Source organism: Mediterraneibacter flintii, assembly GCF_055387595.1.
Genome location: NZ_AP031405.1, coordinates 2,821,782 through 2,839,410, shown reverse-complemented (window position 1 = coordinate 2,839,410; position 17,629 = coordinate 2,821,782). Strand labels below are relative to the sequence as shown.

At 43.0% G+C, this 17,629-nt stretch carries 21 protein-coding genes and 2 pseudogenes; 17 read left to right on the top strand and 6 right to left on the bottom strand.

Annotated features, from left to right (window positions below):
• The first annotated feature begins 3 nt into the window (after nucleotides 1-3).
• The 10 genes from def to ACZ5C4_RS13610 all read left to right on the top strand — a co-directional run bounded on the left by def (nucleotide 4) and on the right by ACZ5C4_RS13610 (nucleotide 9,613).
• Nucleotides 4-492, top strand: coding sequence for a peptide deformylase (gene def, locus ACZ5C4_RS13655; protein ID WP_464521491.1), 489 nt, complete (start codon nucleotides 4-6; stop codon nucleotides 490-492).
• Nucleotides 493-1,437: a methionyl-tRNA formyltransferase gene (gene fmt, locus ACZ5C4_RS13650; RefSeq protein WP_464521490.1), complete on the top strand. Its 945-nt coding sequence runs from the start codon at nucleotides 493-495 to the stop codon at nucleotides 1,435-1,437.
• Nucleotides 1,438-1,482: 45 nt separating this feature from the next.
• On the top strand, nucleotides 1,483-2,190 hold the full coding sequence (locus tag ACZ5C4_RS13645; RefSeq protein ID WP_464521489.1) for a zinc metallopeptidase: 708 nt from the start codon (nucleotides 1,483-1,485) through the stop codon (nucleotides 2,188-2,190).
• Nucleotides 2,183-3,547, top strand: coding sequence for a 16S rRNA (cytosine(967)-C(5))-methyltransferase RsmB (gene rsmB / locus ACZ5C4_RS13640; protein WP_464521488.1), 1,365 nt, complete (start codon nucleotides 2,183-2,185; stop codon nucleotides 3,545-3,547). Before ACZ5C4_RS13645 ends, rsmB begins: the two co-directional genes overlap by 8 nt.
• Complete coding sequence (gene rlmN / locus ACZ5C4_RS13635; protein ID WP_464521487.1) at nucleotides 3,544-4,581, top strand: dual-specificity RNA methyltransferase RlmN; 1,038 nt, start codon at nucleotides 3,544-3,546, stop codon at nucleotides 4,579-4,581. Before rsmB ends, rlmN begins: the two co-directional genes overlap by 4 nt.
• A gap of 64 nt (nucleotides 4,582-4,645) precedes the next feature.
• Nucleotides 4,646-5,386: a Stp1/IreP family PP2C-type Ser/Thr phosphatase gene (locus tag ACZ5C4_RS13630; RefSeq protein ID WP_186876837.1), complete on the top strand. Its 741-nt coding sequence runs from the start codon at nucleotides 4,646-4,648 to the stop codon at nucleotides 5,384-5,386.
• Nucleotides 5,383-7,404 (top strand): Stk1 family PASTA domain-containing Ser/Thr kinase, encoded by a 2,022-nt coding sequence (gene pknB, locus ACZ5C4_RS13625; protein ID WP_464521486.1) that lies wholly within the window; start codon nucleotides 5,383-5,385, stop codon nucleotides 7,402-7,404. The genes ACZ5C4_RS13630 and pknB overlap by 4 nt, the downstream gene beginning before the upstream one ends.
• Before the next feature lie 17 nt (nucleotides 7,405-7,421).
• Nucleotides 7,422-8,300: a ribosome small subunit-dependent GTPase A gene (gene rsgA, locus ACZ5C4_RS13620; protein ID WP_464521485.1), complete on the top strand. Its 879-nt coding sequence runs from the start codon at nucleotides 7,422-7,424 to the stop codon at nucleotides 8,298-8,300.
• 4 nt (nucleotides 8,301-8,304) lie between these two features.
• Nucleotides 8,305-8,967, top strand: coding sequence for a ribulose-phosphate 3-epimerase (rpe, locus tag ACZ5C4_RS13615; RefSeq protein WP_464521484.1), 663 nt, complete (start codon nucleotides 8,305-8,307; stop codon nucleotides 8,965-8,967).
• Entirely contained in the window at nucleotides 8,960-9,613 is a 654-nt protein-coding gene (locus ACZ5C4_RS13610; protein ID WP_464521483.1) for a thiamine diphosphokinase, read from the top strand. The genes rpe and ACZ5C4_RS13610 overlap by 8 nt, the downstream gene beginning before the upstream one ends.
• Nucleotides 9,614-9,752: 139 nt before the next feature.
• On the opposite strand, the pseudogene ACZ5C4_RS13605 reads toward ACZ5C4_RS13610, so the two are convergent.
• Together ACZ5C4_RS13605 and ACZ5C4_RS13600 are read right to left on the bottom strand one after the other, a co-directional pair.
• Nucleotides 9,753-10,778 (bottom strand): annotated as a pseudogene (locus tag ACZ5C4_RS13605) (PDDEXK nuclease domain-containing protein).
• A gap of 109 nt (nucleotides 10,779-10,887) precedes the next feature.
• A pseudogene (locus tag ACZ5C4_RS13600) lies at nucleotides 10,888-11,022 on the bottom strand (relaxase/mobilization nuclease domain-containing protein); the annotation flags it as partial.
• Nucleotides 11,023-11,653: 631 nt separating this feature from the next.
• On the opposite strand from ACZ5C4_RS13600, the gene ACZ5C4_RS13595 reads away from it, so the two are divergent.
• From ACZ5C4_RS13595 to ACZ5C4_RS13565, 7 genes are all read left to right on the top strand, one after another.
• Nucleotides 11,654-11,830 carry a hypothetical protein gene (locus ACZ5C4_RS13595; protein ID WP_464521482.1) on the top strand — a complete coding sequence of 59 codons (177 nt, stop codon included), beginning with the start codon at nucleotides 11,654-11,656 and terminating at the stop codon, nucleotides 11,828-11,830.
• A complete protein-coding gene (locus ACZ5C4_RS13590; protein WP_464521481.1) occupies nucleotides 11,784-12,284 on the top strand; it encodes a hypothetical protein in 501 nt (166 codons plus the stop codon). Before ACZ5C4_RS13595 ends, ACZ5C4_RS13590 begins: the two co-directional genes overlap by 47 nt.
• Nucleotides 12,284-12,487, top strand: a complete 204-nt coding sequence (locus ACZ5C4_RS13585; protein ID WP_464521480.1) for a hypothetical protein — start codon at nucleotides 12,284-12,286, stop codon at nucleotides 12,485-12,487. Before ACZ5C4_RS13590 ends, ACZ5C4_RS13585 begins: the two co-directional genes overlap by 1 nt.
• Nucleotides 12,488-12,557: 70 nt before the next feature.
• Nucleotides 12,558-13,316 carry a hypothetical protein gene (locus tag ACZ5C4_RS13580; RefSeq protein ID WP_464521479.1) on the top strand — a complete coding sequence of 253 codons (759 nt, stop codon included), beginning with the start codon at nucleotides 12,558-12,560 and terminating at the stop codon, nucleotides 13,314-13,316.
• A 96-nt stretch (nucleotides 13,317-13,412) separates the two neighbouring features.
• Entirely contained in the window at nucleotides 13,413-13,832 is a 420-nt protein-coding gene (locus ACZ5C4_RS13575) for a hypothetical protein (protein ID WP_464521478.1), read from the top strand.
• Nucleotides 13,833-13,845: 13 nt separating this feature from the next.
• On the top strand, nucleotides 13,846-14,583 hold the full coding sequence (locus tag ACZ5C4_RS13570; protein ID WP_464521477.1) for a hypothetical protein: 738 nt from the start codon (nucleotides 13,846-13,848) through the stop codon (nucleotides 14,581-14,583).
• 47 nt (nucleotides 14,584-14,630) lie between these two features.
• A complete protein-coding gene (locus ACZ5C4_RS13565; RefSeq protein WP_464521476.1) occupies nucleotides 14,631-14,948 on the top strand; it encodes a hypothetical protein in 318 nt (105 codons plus the stop codon).
• A 70-nt stretch (nucleotides 14,949-15,018) separates the two neighbouring features.
• Here ACZ5C4_RS13565 and ACZ5C4_RS13560 read toward each other — a convergent pair whose 3' ends face one another.
• From ACZ5C4_RS13560 to ACZ5C4_RS13545, 4 genes are all read right to left on the bottom strand, one after another.
• A complete protein-coding gene (locus ACZ5C4_RS13560; protein WP_464521475.1) occupies nucleotides 15,019-15,315 on the bottom strand; it encodes a hypothetical protein in 297 nt (98 codons plus the stop codon).
• Between the two features lie 451 nt (nucleotides 15,316-15,766).
• Nucleotides 15,767-16,027: a hypothetical protein gene (locus ACZ5C4_RS13555; protein WP_464521474.1), complete on the bottom strand. Its 261-nt coding sequence runs from the start codon at nucleotides 16,025-16,027 to the stop codon at nucleotides 15,767-15,769.
• A 509-nt stretch (nucleotides 16,028-16,536) separates the two neighbouring features.
• Nucleotides 16,537-16,983: a hypothetical protein gene (locus tag ACZ5C4_RS13550; protein ID WP_464521473.1), complete on the bottom strand. Its 447-nt coding sequence runs from the start codon at nucleotides 16,981-16,983 to the stop codon at nucleotides 16,537-16,539.
• A 92-nt stretch (nucleotides 16,984-17,075) separates the two neighbouring features.
• Nucleotides 17,076-17,564: a hypothetical protein gene (locus ACZ5C4_RS13545; protein ID WP_464521472.1), complete on the bottom strand. Its 489-nt coding sequence runs from the start codon at nucleotides 17,562-17,564 to the stop codon at nucleotides 17,076-17,078.
• Nucleotides 17,565-17,629: the final 65 nt, after the last annotated feature.

Below are 17,629 nucleotides of genomic sequence, written 5' to 3'. Positions count from 1 at the left end.
ATTATGGCAATCAGGGAAGTACGTGAAATAGGAGATGAAATATTAACAAAACCATGTAAAGAGGTTGCAAAGATGACATTCCGCACAAAGATACTCATTGAAGATATGCTGGATACCATGTATGAGAAGATGGGGGTAGGCCTTGCAGCACCGCAGGTTGGCGTCCTGAAGAAAATTGTGGTTATCGATGTGGGAGAAGGACCGATTGTGCTTGTAAATCCAGAGATTATAGAAACATCTGGGGAGCAGACGGGAGAAGAGGGATGCTTAAGTGTGCCTGGAAAGTGGGGGATCGTGACACGTCCGGAGCGTGTAAAAGTGCGCGCTCTTGATGAAAATATGGAACCCTTTGAGATGGAAGGGGAAGGCCTGCTTGCAAGGGCATTCTGCCATGAAATCGATCATTTAAAAGGGGAACTGTATGTAGACAAGACGCAGGACGGGCTGCACGATGTGTCGTACAGTGAGGAGGAAACCAAGGAGGAAGAATAGATGCGGATTATTTTTATGGGAACACCGGATTTTTCGGTGGGGACATTCGAAGCGCTTATAGAGGCGGGACATGAGATCTGCCTTGCAGTGACACAGCCTGACCGACAAAAAGGGCGTGGAAAAGAGGTGCAGTTTTCGCCTGTAAAGGAGGCGGCGCAGAAGTACCAGATTCCTGTCTTTCAGCCAGAAAAGATTCGAAAGAAAGAATGTGTGGAAGAATTAAAAAAGTATGCTGCGGATGTGATGGTTGTGGTCGCATTTGGGCAAATATTGCCGAAAGAAATTTTGACCCTTACACCGTATGGATGTATCAATGTTCATGCATCTTTGCTTCCAAAATACAGGGGAGCAGCTCCTATCCAGTGGGCGATCATAAATGGAGAGAGTGTGACGGGGGTTACGACAATGCAGATGGACGAAGGACTGGATACCGGAGACATGATTCTAAAGACAGAGGTGCCGGTTGATGAAAATGAGACAGGAGAGAGTCTGCACGATAAACTTGCCGCGGCAGGAGCAAAGCTTTGTGTAGAGACATTAAAAAGGATAGAGGAAGGAACCGCGGTATTTAAAAAACAGGGAGAAAGTCCGACTGCCTATGCGAAGATGCTGGATAAGAGGATGGGAAATATCGACTGGAACCAGCCCGCAGTTTTGATAGAACGGCTGGTGAGAGGGCTAAATTCCTGGCCCAGCGCATATACACACTGGCAGGATAAAGTATTGAAAATCTGGAGAGCAAAGGTAGAACCAGAGGAGAAGGATAAAAACGAAAGGGCAGTTCCGGGAACAGTGACAGCGGTAAGAAAGGACTGTGTCTGTGTACAGACTGCCGACGGAATACTTGCTGTCTATGAACTACAGATTCCAGGAAAAAAGAGAATGGAGACGGAGGCTTTTCTACGGGGGTATACAATTGAAGCAGGAACGGTGTTCCACGCGTAAGCTAAGGCTTATGCATGCCGGTATAAATTTCAAGGAGGAGAAACTATGTTTTACGGATATTATCTAGACCCTACGTATATGTTAGTGCTTATCGGAGCAGTGATTTGTATTATCGCTTCCTCTCGGGTAAATCGGGTATATGCGAAATATTCCCGTATGCGAAGTCATACGGGCATGACAGGAAAAGAGGCGGCAGAACGGATTTTGCATATGAATGGAATCTATGATGTAACGGTACATCATATTCCGGGAAATCTGACAGACCACTATGATCCCAGGAATAAGACGCTGGGACTTTCTGATGCGACATACAATTCTTCTTCTGTGGCGGCTATTGGCGTAGCGGCGCATGAATGTGGACACGCGGTACAGCATGCGGTTGGATATACACCCCTGAAGATCAGAGGCTCTCTGGTTCCGGTTGCAAATATTGGTTCTATGGCGGCGTGGCCGTTGATTCTGATTGGGCTTTTTATAAATGGGAACATGTCCTCTATTCTGATCAATCTGGGAATTTACCTGTTTTCGGCTGCTGTTTTGTTCCAGCTTATAACGCTTCCAGTAGAGTTCAATGCCTCCAGTCGGGCAGTCAGAGTGTTGGAAACCTCCGGTATGTTGTATCCGGATGAGGTGGATGCGACGAAGAAAGTATTAAGCGCAGCGGCGCTTACCTATGTGGCGAGTGCAGCTGCAATGATTTTGCAGCTTCTTCGTCTATTGATTTTGACAGGAGGAAGAAGGAACCATGACTAAGCCGGTAAGTGAGAGGGAGCTGGTGTTTGGAATTCTTTTAGAAGTGACAGAAGAAGGAGAATACAGTCACATTGTGCTTCGCAGAACTCTTGAAAAGTACCAGTATATGGAGAAAAAAGAGCGTGCCTTTATTACTCGCGTGACAGAAGGGACGCTGGAACATTTGATAGAGATAGATTATATACTGGATTGCTTTTCAAAAGTAAAAGTAAAGAAAATGAAACCGGTGATCCGCGCGATATTAAGGAGTGCTGTATACCAGCTGAAATATATGGACAGTATTCCGGATGCGGCGGTCTGCAATGAAGCTGTGAAGCTGGCAGTGAAGAAAGGATTTGCAAACCTAAAAGGATTTGTAAACGGAGTGCTTCGAAATGTGGCGAGAAATATAGATAAGGTAGAGTATCCGAAAGAAGGAACCAGAGCATTCTCTGTAAAATACTCTATGCCAGAGTGGATTTTGGATATGTGGAGCAGGGACATAGACACAGCAACAATAGAGAAAATTGCCGCCTCCTTTCAACGGGAAATTCCGGTTACGATCCGCTGTAATCAAGAGAAGGTATCCCCGTCAATGCTAAAGGAAGCGCTTATGAAGGAGGGGGTGCATGTAAAGGAACATCCATATCTACCGTATGCGTTTCGCATATCGGGTTACGATCACCTTAAAAATCTGGACTGCTTTTGTAAAGGATGGTTTCTTGTACAGGATATAAGCTCTATGCTTGCAGTGGAGGCCGCGAGGGTAAAGAGAAATGACAGAATATTGGATGTCTGCGCGGCCCCGGGAGGTAAGGCGCTTCACATGGCGGAAAAGCTTTGTAACACTGGCTTTGTAGAAGCCAGGGATCTGACGGTGTACAAGACAGAATTGATAGAAGAAAATATTGCGCGTACAGGCTTGAAAAATATAAAGGCAGTCTGTAAGGATGCGACAATACTAGATGAAAAGGAGAGAGGAAAGGCGGATATTGTACTCGCCGATCTGCCCTGTTCTGGTTTGGGAGTACTTGGAAAAAAGACAGACTTAAAATATAAAATCACCAGGGAGGGAATGGAAGAGCTGGTTCTTCTGCAGAGAAATATATTAAGTACTGTGCAGAATTACGTGAGACCAGGGGGAACTCTCCTATACAGCACCTGTACCATACACAGAGAGGAAAATGAGGAAAATATTCGCTGGTTTCTGAAAAACCATCCCGATTTTGTACTGGAGAATATAAAAGAAGACTTGTGTGAAGAATTGAAGGAAAGTGTAAGCGGTGAAGGATGGCTTCAGCTTCTCCCAGGCATCCATGACAGCGATGGTTTTTTTATTGCCAGGCTGGTGCGTAAAAAAGAAAGTGACAGGATATGAAAAAAGAAATTCGTGCATATACATATGAACAACTGCAGACAGAAATAGAGAGACTTGGGGAAAAGAAGTTTCGTGCAAAACAGATCTACGAATGGATGCATGTAAAGCTTGCAGACACATTTGATGAAATGACAAATTTGTCTAAGGGATTAAGAGAAAAGCTGAATGCAGAATATGTCATCCTTCCTGTCCGGATGTTCAAGAGACAGGAATCAAAATTAGACGGAACGAATAAATTCCTTTTCGAACTGTATGACGGCAATATGGTGGAAAGTGTTCTTATGCGTTATAAGCATGGGAACTCCGTCTGTATTTCTTCACAGGTAGGATGCCGGATGGGGTGTCGTTTTTGTGCTTCCACAATCGGAGGACTCGTCAGGAACCTGTATCCGTCAGAAATGCTGGGTCAAGTTTACCAGATTCAGAAAATGACTGGTGAGAGGGTGTCCAATGTAGTAGTGATGGGCACTGGAGAACCACTCGATAATTATGAGAATTTTTTGCGCTTCCTCCAAATTCTCACCGATACACATGGGCTGCATATCAGTCAGCGGAATGTTACCGTATCTACCTGCGGTCTGGTACCGCAGATTCTTAAGCTGGCAGAGGAGTCCTTACAGATTACGCTTGCACTGTCCCTGCATGGCTCTACACAGGAAAAAAGGAAGATACTTATGCCTGTGGCAAATAAGTATGATCTGAAAGAGGTATTACATGCCTGTGATATATACTTTGAAAAAACGGGCAGAAGAATCACTTTTGAATACAGCCTTGTCCATGATGTCAATGACACAGACCAGGATGCAAAAGAGCTGATTCAGATTTTGAAGCCCAGGAACTGCCATCTGAACTTAATTCCGGTAAATCCGATTCAGGAGCATAAGTTTCAGCGTCCGGACAGTAAAAATACCTTGAATTTCAAAAATAAACTTGAAAAAAATGGGATAAATGTTACTATAAGAAGGGAAATGGGCGCAGATATTGACGGGGCCTGCGGACAGCTTCGCAGGCGGTATACCCCTTCCTCCAGATAGCAGCCGCAGACATGTATCTGCAAAAAAGAGGAGAAATTGGCAGAATAATTAAAGGAGAAGATTTATGAAGACATTTTCCATTACTGACGTAGGAATGGTAAGACAGGTAAATCAAGATTATGTCTATACGACGGACAAACCGCTTGGTACCCTGCACAATTTATTTGTGGTGGCAGACGGAATGGGAGGACATCAGGCGGGAGATTATGCATCCAAATACACAGTAGAGGTTTTGCAGCGGGAGTTAAAGCAAAGCGATGAGGAAGATGTAGAAAAGGCGCTTGTACAGGCGATTAAAAAAGCAAATAAAGAAATTATCAAGAAAGCTTCTTCGGATACACACCTCAAAGGAATGGGGACAACAATTGTTGCGGCAACAATCGAGGGACAGATGATGTATTTTGCCAATGTCGGGGACAGTCGTTTATATCTGATTAACCAGGGAATCCAGCAGCTGACAAAGGACCATTCTCTTGTGGAAGAGATGGTGCGTCTGGGGGGAATTAAGCCGGAAGAGGCAAAGCATCACCCAGACAAAAATATTATCACAAGGGCAATCGGGGCGAAGGCAGATGTGGAGGTAGACTTTTACGAGCACCGTCTGAAAAAGGGGGACATCATCTTGATGTGTACAGACGGATTGAGCAATATGGTGGAGGATGAGGAGCTCTTCCATATTGTACAGGGTGGAAGAGACATCGTAGAAGCGGCGCAGTCTCTGGTAGAAGCTGCAAAAGAAAACGGCGGTACAGACAATATTGGAATTGTATTGGTGGAACCGTTCGCAGATGAGGTGAGTATATGATTAAAGAAGGAGTATTTTTAGGAAAACGGTATGAAATACTGGGCCGTATTGGTTCCGGCGGAATGGCGGATGTGTATAAAGGAAAAGACCACAAGCTGAACCGATATGTAGCGATTAAAGTGCTGAAAAGTGATTTCCGTACGGATGAAGTGTTTATCCAGAAATTTTTAAGCGAAGCACAGGCTGCGGCGGGGCTGATGCATCCGAACGTAGTCAATGTGTATGACGTAGGACAGGATCGGGGCCTTTATTATATGGTCATGGAACTGGTAGAAGGAATCACGCTGAAAGATTATATTGAAAAGAAGGGACAGCTTTCAGCGAAGGAAACCATCAGCATCTCGATTCAGATGGTGACAGGTATTCAGGCAGCTCACAACCAGCATATCGTTCACAGGGACATCAAACCCCAGAATATTATTATTTCCAAAGACGGGAAGGTAAAAGTAACAGATTTCGGAATCGCGCGAGCGACGACTTCTACAAATACGATCAGCGCCAGTGTGATGGGATCGGTACATTATACTTCTCCGGAACAGGCGCGGGGCGGTATTGTAGATGAGAAGAGCGACATCTATTCTGCCGGAATCACTATGTATGAAATGATTACGGGACATGTGCCGTTTGACGGGGATTCTACGGTTTCTGTTGCGATTAAGCATTTGCAGGAGGAAGTGCCGTCCCCGGCAGAGGAAGTGCCGGATATTCCCTACAGCCTGGAATGTATCATTTTAAAATGTACGCAGAAAAACCCAGAAAACAGATATTTAAACTGTGAAGATTTGATTTTGGATCTGAAGCGTTCTTTGGTTGATCCGGAAGGAGATTTTGTCTATTCAGGCATTTACGGCAATACAGGCGACAGAACGGTTGTGATGTCTACAGAAGAGCTGGATCGTGTGCAGGGACGTCCTTATGATGACGAGGAGTATGACGATGAAGACTATGATGATGAGGAAGAGGACGACGAGGACAGCAGGTACGAAAAGAATCGTAAGAAAAATAATGTAGATCCGAATACGAAGAAGATCATGAAAATTTTGATGATAGTGGCGGCTGCGGTGATCGCTCTCGCTGTGATTTTTATGATCGCGAACGCGGCAGGGCTTTTTAAAGGAGGCGCAGGCACGACACAGACAACTTCCTCAAAAGTAACAGTGCCGGATGTCACAGGAATGACAGAAGAGGAAGCAAAAGAAGCGCTGAATAAAAAGAAGCTGGGTATGGTTGTCTCCGAACGGAAAGAGTCAGAGAAATATGAGAAAGGCGAGATTATCAGTCAGGATCCAGGAAAAGGGAAGAAAGTAGCGAAAAATACAGAAGTAAAAGTAGTGGTCAGCACAGGCAAGAAAGCAGAGACAATTTCTGTGCCGGACGTGGTTGGAAAGGATGAAGATGCTGCGCAGAAAGCATTAGAAAAGGCAAATCTCGTAGTAACCTCCGAAGGTCAGTATGATGATACTGTGGAGGAAGGAAAGGTGATTTCTACGGATCCTGCCGCGGGAACAGAAGTAAAAGAGGGCTCTACAGTAAAGATGTATGTAAGCCTTGGGGCAGAGCCTGCCACTGTGCCTAACATAGTGGGAATGTGGTCAGAGGACGCGGCGAACGCGCTGTACAACGCAGGATTAAATCCCGGAAATGTGACCGAAGAATACAGCGATAAATATGAGGCAGGACAGGTCATTTCACAGGGAACAAAGGCGGACAAAAAGGTGGATAAAGGCTCCAATGTAGATTATGTTATCAGTAAAGGGCCGCAGACAAAGAAAGTGTCGGTTCCGACGATTGCCGGTTATTCAGAGGCAGATGCGCGGCAGATGCTGGAGAGTGCAGGTCTGAAAGTGGGACAGATTACGTATGAGTACAGTAACGATTTCGGACAGGGTATTGTCATCCGGCAGGCTGTCAGTGGAAGTGTGGACGAGGGGACATATATAGACTTCGTAGTGAGCAAGGGGCCGGAACAGACGGATCCGGGGACAGGCGGAGACGGTTCGGATGAAACTACGCAGTGACAGCAAGGTAAGATAAGATGCAGGGAAAAATAATAAAAGGAATTGCCGGATTCTACTACGTTGACGTAGTAGAATCCGGTGTTTATGAGTGTAAAGCAAAGGGGATTTTCAGAAAAGATAAAAAAAAGCCGCTGGTAGGAGACGAAGTTGAAATTGAAGTGCTCAGCGATACAGAAAAAGAAGGCAGCATTATAGAAATCCTGCCGCGCAAAAATGAGCTGGTGCGACCGGCAGTCGCCAATATTGACCAAGCTTTGGTTGTATTTGCTGTGACAGAGCCCAGCCCACATTTTCATCTTCTGGATCGCTTCCTGGTTATGATGGACTATAAAGGCATACCGGCAGTGCTGTGCTTTAACAAAAAGGACATTGCACAGGATACGCAAGTTGCAGAACTAAAGGAAGTATATGAGGCATGCGGATATCCGGTATTGTTTACAAGTGCAAAGAAAGAAGAAAATATGGATCGGCTGAAAGCGTTCTTAAAGGGGAAGACAACAGCAGTGGCAGGGCCTTCCGGCGTGGGAAAGTCTTCTCTGATTAACCTGATGCAATCAGAGGTGAAGATGGAGACAGGGAGAATCAGCCAAAAGATTGCACGTGGAAAGCATACAACCAGACATTCGGAGCTGATCGTGATAGAAGAAGGTTCCTATATCATGGATACACCGGGCTTTAGCTCTTTGTATGTCGATGAATTGGAAAAAGAAGAGCTGAAATATTATTTCAAGGAATTTGCGCAGTATGAGGGAACATGTAAGTTTCATGGCTGCGATCATATCCATGAGCCAGACTGTGCGGTAAAGGCGGCGGTGGAAGAAGGAAAAATTCACAAAATACGGTATAAAGATTACACAGAGATATATCAGGAATTGAAAGAGAAAAGGAGGTATTAGATAAATGCAAAAAATTTTAGCGCCGTCTATTTTGTCAGCGGATTTTAAAATACTGGGAGAACAGTTAAGACAGACGGCAGAGGCAGGGGCACAGTATATTCATTTTGACGTGATGGACGGAGATTTTGTGCCGAGTATTTCTTTTGGCATGCCAGTGCTTTCTTCTATTCGCGGAGTTACAGAGCAGGTGATGGACGTGCATCTGATGGTGACAGAGCCAATCCGGTATGTCAAAGCATTCAAGGAGGCGGGAGCAGATTTTCTTACGGTTCACTATGAGGCATGTGAAGATCTGCACAGGACATTAGAGGAGATCCATAAGTACGGAATGAAGGCCGGCATATCTATCAAACCAAATACACCGGTATACATGCTGCATCCATTTTTAAAGGAAGCAGAAATGTTTTTGATTATGTCTGTAGAGCCGGGATTTGGCGGACAGTCTTTTATTCCCTATTCTCTAAACAAGATACAGGAATTGAGAGGGCTTCTGGAAGAAAAGAATCCAGACGCGGCGATTGAAGTGGACGGTGGGATTTACCATCAAAACGTGGGAGAAGTTTTGCAGGCGGGTGCCGATGTCATTGTATCGGGCTCCGGTGTGTTTAAAGGAGACATCAGAGAAAATACAGCAAAATTTATGGAGATATTAAAGCAATATGAGTAGACGGACAGTCATTGTAAGTGGTGGAAGAATAGAGGAAGAATTTGCGCTTTCTGTTTTAAACAGTGAAGAGACAGAATTTATTATCGGGGTGGACAAGGGGCTTGACTTTTTATATGAACACGATATTTGCCCGAACTATATTGTAGGAGATTTTGACAGCGCTCCTTCAGACGTTGTAAATTACTACAAAGAAGAGACGAATGTTCCTATCAGAGAATTCAATCCGGTAAAGGATGCGTCTGACACAGAGATTGCACTAAGGCTCTGTATGGATCTGCGGAGAAAAGAGATTGTGATACTGGGAGGAACGGGAACAAGAATCGATCATATATGGGCGAATGTCCAGAGTCTGAAAATTGCCCTGGATGCGGGGGCAGATGCGAGACTTCTCGACAGTCATAACCAGATACGGCTTTTAAAGGATGAAATCTGCCTGAAAAAAGAAGAGGCGTTTGGCCCTTATTTTTCTGTGTTCTCTCTGGGAGGAACTGTGGAAGGAGTCAACATTTCCGGAGCGAAATATCCTCTTAGGGGACATACGCTGATGCCCTATGACAGTCTGTGTGTAAGCAATGAATTTGAAGCGGATGAGGTAGAAATTTCCTTTGCTTATGGAACACTTATCCTGATGGAGACGCGGGATTAAAAACAGTATAGCCGATACAGCAGAATATCAAAAGTATTAAAAATGGCATCCTACTGTGTAACATTGCTTGGCTGTACCCATAAGAGAACCGGAGCGCGGATGGTCTTTACTGACTGTCCGCGCTCCAGCTTTTTTGTACTTATTTTTTGCCTTTGTGCCATTCCTGCAATACAGCTTCTACTTGGGCGATAAGCTGTTCTTTGTTCGGAATATAAGAAACATACCGGGAAGCAAAAATATTATTTGCAAGTCCGCCTAACGCATATTCAGCGGCGACACTGTCTTTATCCGTACAAAGAATGATACCGATAGGTGGGTTATCGTGTTCGTCGTTTACCTCTGCTGCATAATAGTTCAGATACATATTTAGTTGTCCAATTGCTTCCGGCATGAGTTTTACGGTTTTTAATTCTATTAGAACATAAGCGCGGAGAATTTTGTTATAGAAAACCATATCCACATAGTAATGCGTATTATTCAGAGTTACGCGTTGTTGAGTTCCAACGAACATAAATCCGCGTCCTAATTCCAACAAGAATTTTTCAATTTGTTCTACAAGGGCTTTTTCAAGGTCGCTTTCCATAAACAATTTATTTTCCGGCAATCCTAAAAATTCAAAAACATACGGGTCTTTTATCATATCCGCAGGCTGCGCCATTTCAATCCCTTTTTCTGCAAGGGCAAGTATCTTTTCTTTATTGGCTTTTCCGTCAGAAAGCAGCAAACGCTCATAGAGAGAGGTTGAAATCTGGCGTTTCATTTCCCGTATCGACCACCCGGAGTTAATTGTTTCTTTTTCGTAAAAGCTACGTTTATCTATATCCGAAATCGAAAGAAGTTCACAATAATGTGACCAGCTCAATTTGCCAGACAGTGTCTGGCAAATTGGATAAGCAAGATAAAATGCCCGCATATTCTGTAAATTGGAACGCGAAAAGCCTTTCCCAAATTCTTTCGTTAATTCTCTGGATAACTCTTTTAAAGTTTATTTCCCGTATGCTGCACGTTCTCTGCTCTCCTGTTCATGCTCCACGATAATACGTCCGATATTCCAGTAAGTAGATAACAATTCATTATTTACTTGTACGGCGACGCGCTGACGTGCGCCGGATAGTAATTCCTTAATTTCCTGTATCATGGAAGTAGTATATGTTAAATCGTCCATAATTATAGCTCCGTTCATGTTTTCTGTTTTTTGATTATATCATAAGGCCTTTGTCATTTCTACCGTAATACGTACCCTTTGTCTTTTCTGCGCTTGGAGCTTTTCATACCGGCACAAAGACGGATAAGCCGCTTTTCCGGCACAGTCTGTCGCTCATATTTCGTATGCCATAATAGCTACGCTTGTTGTAATTGTACTTGTGATAATCTACAAAGTTGACCGCGCAAAATATGATGTAGTTATGTCGGTTACGATTGAAAAAATGGAGCCCTTATGCTATACTCTATAGTTGCGTTGGACTCTTTTTTTGTGTGAAAAAGGAGTCCGTATATAACAGTAGATAAGTGGTTGGCTTATTGGATAGGAAACATTGTTTGTGACCTTGCCCCGAACACGAAAAGAAATTATCGGGAGCGTTACAAATACGAGCAATACGCCAGTTTGAACAAGCTGCGCCAGCCTAATATGAAAAAAGGGCGTAGACAAAAAATAGAGAAAGGCAGAAAGCCAGTAAAATTAAGGCTTTCTGGATAGGTAAAGCATAAAATGAAATTAGGTATCGTAGAAAATCGCTCGTTTTCACATAATTCTACGAAACCTTTTATAAGTCTTTAAAGTATTGATTTTACAATAATTCAAAGCAATTTGAAATTCACATAATTCTACATAAATCTTTATAGATTTATGGAAAATTGGTACTCGATTGGTACGCATTTGGATAACTTAACAAACTAGTTTCAGGTAGCGGTGGTACGCTGATTGGTACGCAAAATTTAATAGAAAAAGCCTTATACAGTGATAGAAAGTTGAGTGGAAAGTGATATTTTCACTCTCTTTTTTTATGCAAAAATTTAAGCATAAGGAGGTAATTTCCTATGTTCACAGACGAATTTTTAGAGAAGATTTTTTCTCATCCAGAAATGCAGAAAATACCGATCGGAACACAGGCGACAGCGGTAAAAGCGTTTGAGGAAGTGATCGAAGAAATGAAGGAGGAAAGACCTTATGCAAACTTGGCAGAATTACTATCAGAACCCGGCTCCGGCGTATAAACAGAATTTTAATTCTGTGCCGTATGCCCCAGTTCAGCAGCGTTATCCGCAGATGGAACAGGCATATTCGCAATATGGACAGCAGGCTCCTCAGATTCAACAGCAGATAATGGAGCTGAATGGAAAAGTTGTTGACAGCGCAGATTTGATTACAGCAAATGACGTTCCTATGGACGGGAATGTTGCAGTATTTCCAAAACGAGATTTTTCGGAAATATACGCGAAGTCTTGGAAAGCAGACGGAACAATACAGACAATCGTTTATAAGCCCGTTTTAGAGACGAAAGAAAGCGAGGCGGCAAATACTCCGCATATTGATTTAAGCGGGCTGTATGAGGATATGAGGTCGCTCAGAGAGGAATTAGCAGAGAGGTTCGATCGATTAGAAAAGTCTATGACTAATTCTACGAATAAATCTACGACTTCTAGGACTAAGAAGGAGGCTGATTCTTAATGAATCCTATGCAAATGATACTTAATCAAATGATGAATGATCCTAGAATCAACCAAAATCCAATGGCGAAAAATGCTATGGATATGTTGAAAAAAGGTGATACGAAAGGGCTTAAAAGTATGGCGGAGAATCTTTGCAAAGAACAGGGAACGACCGCAGACGAAATGAAACAAAAGATTATGCAACAGTTTGGTATGAAATAGGCATATCGGGGTGTGCGCACATTAACCTGGGTTCCCCTTTATGAAATAAATTCTAAAGGAGGAAAACGATATGTTTTCAGGCAATTCACCTAGTCTTGCCGATATTGCGGCGGTGACAGGAAATAACAGAAATGATGGGATGTTTGGCGGCGATGGCTGGTGGGCATTGATTATCTTCGCAATGATTTTCGGCTGGGGCAATGGCGGCTGGGGATTTGGCGGCAATAACGGCGGAGCAAATTCTCCAGGCTTTCAGGGATGGGCAACCCGTGCCGACATCAATGAGAGCTTTATGTTAAATGATATTCAAAGCGGCATTAGAGGCGTACAGCAGGGCATTTGTGATAGTACATATGCACTGAACAACGCTATCACAAATGGTTTCCATGGAACAGATATGGAGTTGTGCAATGGTTTTAATGGAGTTCAGACGCAGATAGCTAATCTCGGTTATCAGCTTCAGGACTGCTGCTGCCAGACGCAGCGCGCTATCGATGGCGTAAATTATAACATGGCCACAAATACCTGCAACCTTCAGAACGCAATGAACACGAATACCCGTGACATCATCGATAGTCAGAACGCAGGTACAAGAGCTATCCTTGACTTCCTGACAAATGACAAAATTTCTACACTTACAGCAGAGAACCAGTCCTTGAAATTCCAGGCAAGCCAGACAGCGCAGAACTCTTATCTGGCGGCTATGTCTGACGCTCAGACGTCCGAGCTTATCCGCAGGATTAACCCGATGCCGGTTCCGGCATATACTGTTCCGGCTCCGTACCCGTATGCTTATGGATGCGGTTGTAACACAAGTTGCGGATGCTAAATAGTATCTTCCCTATGGGATGTTCGTAATGAAACTACTATAATTACAGGGGATAGATACGTCTATCCTCTGTTTTTTGTAAAGGAGAATGAAAAAATGGCACAATTTACTAATATTTATATTCAGCAGGTGGCAGAAAGGCAAAATGCAGTTTTATCAGAAGATGTAGTGCGAAGCAGGTGTGTACATCATCGTTCAGGCTCTGGACTTGTATGTGTAGCCAATAGCGGCAATGATTGCAACCCGGCAAGATATAGAGTATATGGCAAAGCGAATATTGCAATTCCGACAGGTGGAACAGTAGGGGCGATTTCATTAGGCTTGTCTTTAAACGGAGAAGTTCTTCAGAGTTCTATTGCAACAGTTACACCGGCGGCGGTAGGAGAGTTCTTTAATGTTTCCTTTGAAGAAATCATTTGCGCTGGTAAATGCTCTGTCAATCTGGCTGTAACCAATCCGAACGCGCAGACGATCGAAGTCGAAAATCTGACGCTCATTGTTGAGCGAATCGCATAAGGAGGTGGCAAGTATGCATATCAAAAATATTAGATGTATTGAGGAAAAACTTGCCGAATGTATCAAATGCGAGTTTGACAAAGGGATTGAGAATATCAATACCGAAGAAATGGGACAGGTTACAGATATGCTCAAGGATGTTACCATGGCTGAATACTATGCCCGTATCGGCGTGGCAATGCAAAAAGCAGAAGAGGAAGACGAAGAGGTAGAAAAATACATGCAGAAACGCTTTGTGGAAGAATACGGAGAAGATGACGGGAGAAGATATTACGACCACTGGAGATACAAAAACGGAAGATTTGCACCAAAAGGGCGGGGGAGTCGACGCGGCTATGAGGAATATCCGTACTACCACATGACGCCGGAGATGTACCATGACCACGACCCGGAGTATTACCGCGATATGGACAGAGATATGGGGCGGATGTACTATACGTCAAAAGGCACTATGCCGAGACCGGGAAGAATGGAGAAGGCAAATTCCACGGCGGCGGGCAGAAGATATTATGACGGCGATTATGAAAGAGACGAGAGAGAAGGGCGCTCTGGAATGAGCCGAAGGTCTTACATGGAGACTAAAGAAATGCATAACGACAACAGCCCAGAGAGCAAGCAGGCCAAAATGAAAGACTTGGAAAAGTACATGTCTGATTTAGGTGCTGATATGGCTGATTTAATCAAAGATATGTCTCCAGAGGAGCGCACTCTCGCCAAGACCAAACTAACTACATTGGTTCAAAAAATGTAAAGTGTTTAGGGGGCTGTTTAAGCCCCTTTTTAAATGGGGTGATAATTATGTTTCGAGTAAATAATATTGAATGGAATTTGAGCCTTGTGGAGCCTCATAGCCCTATGTTAAGACGGTCAGACAATACAATTACTTTAGGTGTGACTGATAATAATGATAGAACTGTCTACATAAACAACAGATTATCATACGGAATGTTTGACAAGGTATTATGCCATGAATTGTGTCATGTCTTTTCTTTCAGTTATGGATTGCATATCCCGATTGAGACGGAAGAAATCATAGCGGATTTCCTTTCTACATATGGGCGCGATGTGTTTGAAGTGGCTGATGATATTTTGAGAAGATTTGTAATGGTGGCATAATTTTAAATATGATAGCAAAAAGTACCCCCGTCCCTTTGGTTTTGAGACGGGGATTTTGGACTTTCATTTTTTACTCAAACTTCATCTCAGCCGCGGCTTCTTCGCGGGTGTAGAAGATTCTTTTTCCGATATCGTCACTGCTAAATGTAATCGACCAGTTGTCTAGCAACTCATTTTCTCCAGCATAGTAAAAAACAATTTCTGTTCTATTTTTGTATTTCCTTATAGCATAAACTTCAAATGGTACAATTTCTTTTCTGCTTTCCATGTATAAAATATCACCTAGTGCACACGGAAACTCGAAAAGCCGCCCCTCTTTATCTGCTTTCTTCCACCGTTCCCATTTCTCTGCATCTATGTTGGTCAAAAGAAATCCCTCCTTGTGTTAAATCCGCTAGAAAAATGTACCCCCCTACCTTCAGAAATTAACTGAAAATTTGAAAATCAATTTTTGAAAAATTTCCTGCCGATTTTTGAAAATAATTCCGACAAAATTTGAACCCCCCGTATCCTCGATTTTCAGCCGAAAATTTCAGTTTTGAAATCCTGAAAATTCTGTTCCGATTTTTGCGAAGTCCTGTCAAAAAATCAACGCACATAGTTTGAAAGTATAAGCGTTCGGCATGGATGTATTATATACCTGTGGTTTTCGCATTGGCTCAAAGTACAAGTGACAAAAACGCCTTAAAACGTAAAATACAGCGTTGCTATATTTAAAATAACACTGTTGCTCCCAATGCGCAAGACTGTTTTGCCTTTTATTTGTTTGACACACTTAAAAAATAAAGGCGGAGAAACCCGCCTAAAGCAGCCCATAGTCAAAACATATATTTTCGAGCCATGCCGTAGTGGCGCGTCCATTTTTGAGATGTGTTTTTTACCATTTTCCCAGATGAATTGATCCTTTTTAGCGATACATTAGAAAATTCTGTTTCTGTATCGCTTATCTTCTTGATTCTTGCCGATATTCTCACACTGTCATTTATAGCCGTATAAATATCGCCTTGTTTATCAATATGTAAAATCAGTTTTTTTTCGTCATAAATGTTTACATTGTTTCCATTTTTTTTGATTTCCATTTTTAAGCCTCCGTATTTTAATTTTATCATGCAAACGATCCCGACGCAATGCCGGGAAAGTCGGTTATTATCCTATGTCGTGACCGCTGATAACAAAATTATAAAATTTTGTATCAAATCCATATCTAAATAGCATATAATTATAAAAATCCTCCATGCTGCCGAAAATTTTAGTTAGAGATTTAAAACCGTGAAAAACTTCATCCCCTGTTTTTTTACTGTAAACCCTACAACACAATTCGACTTTCATTTTTCGCTTTCTCCCCTTTTCCCTGGGGGCTAGGATATAAAGACGCTGCCGGGAATTGAACCCGGCACAATTCGCCAGAACGCCCAAAATTTACATGCCTAATACTAATTGCCCGTTTCGGACTTCTATATTTGCATTTCTGAATCTATAACAAGAAGGCCCTACGGAATTGATGAGAATATATATATCATTCCATTTCTTCCCGCTTTTTCCGTCAGCGGCGGGAGGCGCTCCGGCGCGCATCCCCCGCAATGAAGTTCTAAAATCCTCCATGCTCTTTCATGTATTTTATATGTTCGTCTACCGACAGTGGGCTATATACTTCTTTTGCGTTCGGGTTAGGACGGTATATATGGAGCGTTTCCCCGTCATTCAGAATATAACAATCAACAATAGATCCATTTGAATGTCCTTTTATCTTTTTTACACCTTCAGGCAAATCGGACAATTTCCAAAAACCGCCGCCCTTTGAATCCTCTAATTCTCTGTTTACGCTGTATCTTCTCCACATTCCGCACTCCGGCTTAGAATATGGCTTTTCTTCTTCTAATTTGATTTCAAGTCCTGCAAAATCGAGAAATGCCTGCAGCTGTTCCCAGTCGTTAAATTCTGCAAAATACCATTGCCAACCGTCATGTATAATGATCGGGCTTCTGTGGTGCTCTGCATCAACTCTTTCTACTGTTGTTATATGCATTTTGTTCATATCCTCACCTTTTAACCTTTCTTTTTTGTTCGCCTGCCATCATCAGCGCAACGGGGCGAATCGTTGCGGACGGGGAAAACTCCCCGTTTCGGCTAATCTAAATAACTTTCGTAACTAATAGCATATTGAGTTTTTAACTTTTCAAATGCTTTTTTTGTTACCGTATAATTTCGCTTTCCATCTCTTGCTGGCGCGTCCTCTTTAATTCCTCGTCCCTTTAATTCAAGTGAAGTTTTCAACCAGTAGTGACCGCCGTAATAACATAGACCCGCTTCAATCTGGCAACCTTCCGGCTTTTGCTCTCCCATTTCTGGAGTATAAAGATAAGTCCCCACGGCCTCAGCTTTTTTTGGTTCCTGCTTTGGTGGCTCCGCCAGTTTTAACCGTTTTTGTCTCCCGATCCGGCGGAGTGTGTAAAGTTCGCTTTCTGTAATGTTTCCGTTGTTGTGCAGTTCTTCGGCCGCCTCAAGATAGAAGTTGCAGCTCTCTACACTGTCGCACACTTCGAAAAATGCAACTAAATTATTGTAGCCGTTTGTATGGTTGATTTTATTACTTGGAAATTGAATAATTATACACATGTTTTTACCCTCCTTCTTGTTGGTTTACCATCGTCAGCGGAAAAGTTGCCATCTTTCCCGGACGC